2 protein-coding genes are annotated in these 1211 nt (G+C 65.4%); both read right to left on the bottom strand.

Annotated features, from left to right (window positions below):
• Nucleotides 1-610: lysine decarboxylase (locus Q0316_RS01060; protein ID WP_298668347.1), on the bottom strand; the 610-nt coding region annotated here is incomplete at its 3' end.
• 9 nt (nucleotides 611-619) lie between these two features.
• Nucleotides 620-1211: extensin family protein (locus Q0316_RS01055; protein WP_367179604.1), on the bottom strand; the 592-nt coding region annotated here is incomplete at its 5' end.

Genomic DNA, 1211 nt, shown 5'->3' with positions numbered 1-1211 from the left:
CGCGCGCGTGGAGCAGGAAGTGCATCTTCCTGAGCGCGAAATAGTGGAACTGCATACTGAGCGCAGGGGTGACATAGGGGTTCGGCGCTTGCTCATGCGGCAGCACGATGTTGAGCCCGATCGAATCGGCGTGAACGTCGGTGGCGCCGCGGTTGGCGGCTTCCATGATCGACGGGCCGCCGCCGGAGCAGACGACGAAGTGGCGCTTGCCCTGCTCATCGCGCGGGAAATTGCTGGCCAGGCGCGCCAGTTCGCGCGCCATTTCGTAATAATGCGATTTGGCGACCAGCCGTTCGGCGATGCGGCGGCTCTTGTCGTCGGTCGCGGCATCGAGCAGCGCCTGCGCCTTTTCCGGCTCCGGGATACGCGCCGAGCCATAGAAGACGAAGGTGGAGCCGATATGCGCCTCGTCGATCAGCAATTGCGGCTTCAACAGCTCAAGCTGGAAGCGCACCGGCCGCAGATCCTCGCGCAGCAGGAAATCGAGATCCTGAAAAGCGAGGCGATAGGCGGGATTTTCGGTCTGCGGGGTGGAGATGCCGATCCTGGCGGTTTCCGCATCCTGCTTGGCGCGGGGGAAGACTCGGCTGGGTACGCGTGTTTCAGTCATCCAAAGTTGTTAGCGGCAAAAATTGGCGCGGTCATCCTCCAGATGCAGGTGATCGCGGTGCGCGGTGTTGTAATCGGGTGACAATACCGTGCCGAAACGCTTGCACGCCGATTGATGCACCACGCGCAGGAACTGGCGCACATTCTGATCGGGCGAATTCCAGTCATTGAGCACGGAGATGCGTCGCCCGTCCTTCAGCACGAACGCCCCGATGTCGATCGCATTGGCGATCGAATGGCCCGATCGCCGCGCGGTGCCGGCGACGTTGCGGCACGAATAGCTGCCCATGGAATCGATGCGCGCCAATTCGCTGCCGAGGATCTGATATGCCGCCGGCCCCACCGCGTTGCGCGCCCAGGCGGCATAGGTCCGCGCCTCGCCGCAGCGCACCGCGCCGAGATTGGTGGTCGGCACCCCCACGTCGAGCAGCTTCACTGTGCCGAGGATCGCGCAGCCGGGGCCGAACTGGCGATCGGGCAATGGCTGAAATTCCACGCCGAGCGTCCGCAGGTCGGCAAGGCATTGCGCGGTTTCGCGCGCCGATGGCCCGGCGACCGGCTGGCCGGGGCGGGGCGGGGCGGCGGGGCGCTCGGTGCGCCCG

The organism is uncultured Sphingomonas sp. (genome assembly GCF_937871615.1).
Classification (GTDB): domain Bacteria; phylum Pseudomonadota; class Alphaproteobacteria; order Sphingomonadales; family Sphingomonadaceae; genus Sphingomonas.
Note: the sequence above shows the minus strand (reverse complement) of the source record. Positions and strands in the feature narration are given on the sequence as shown.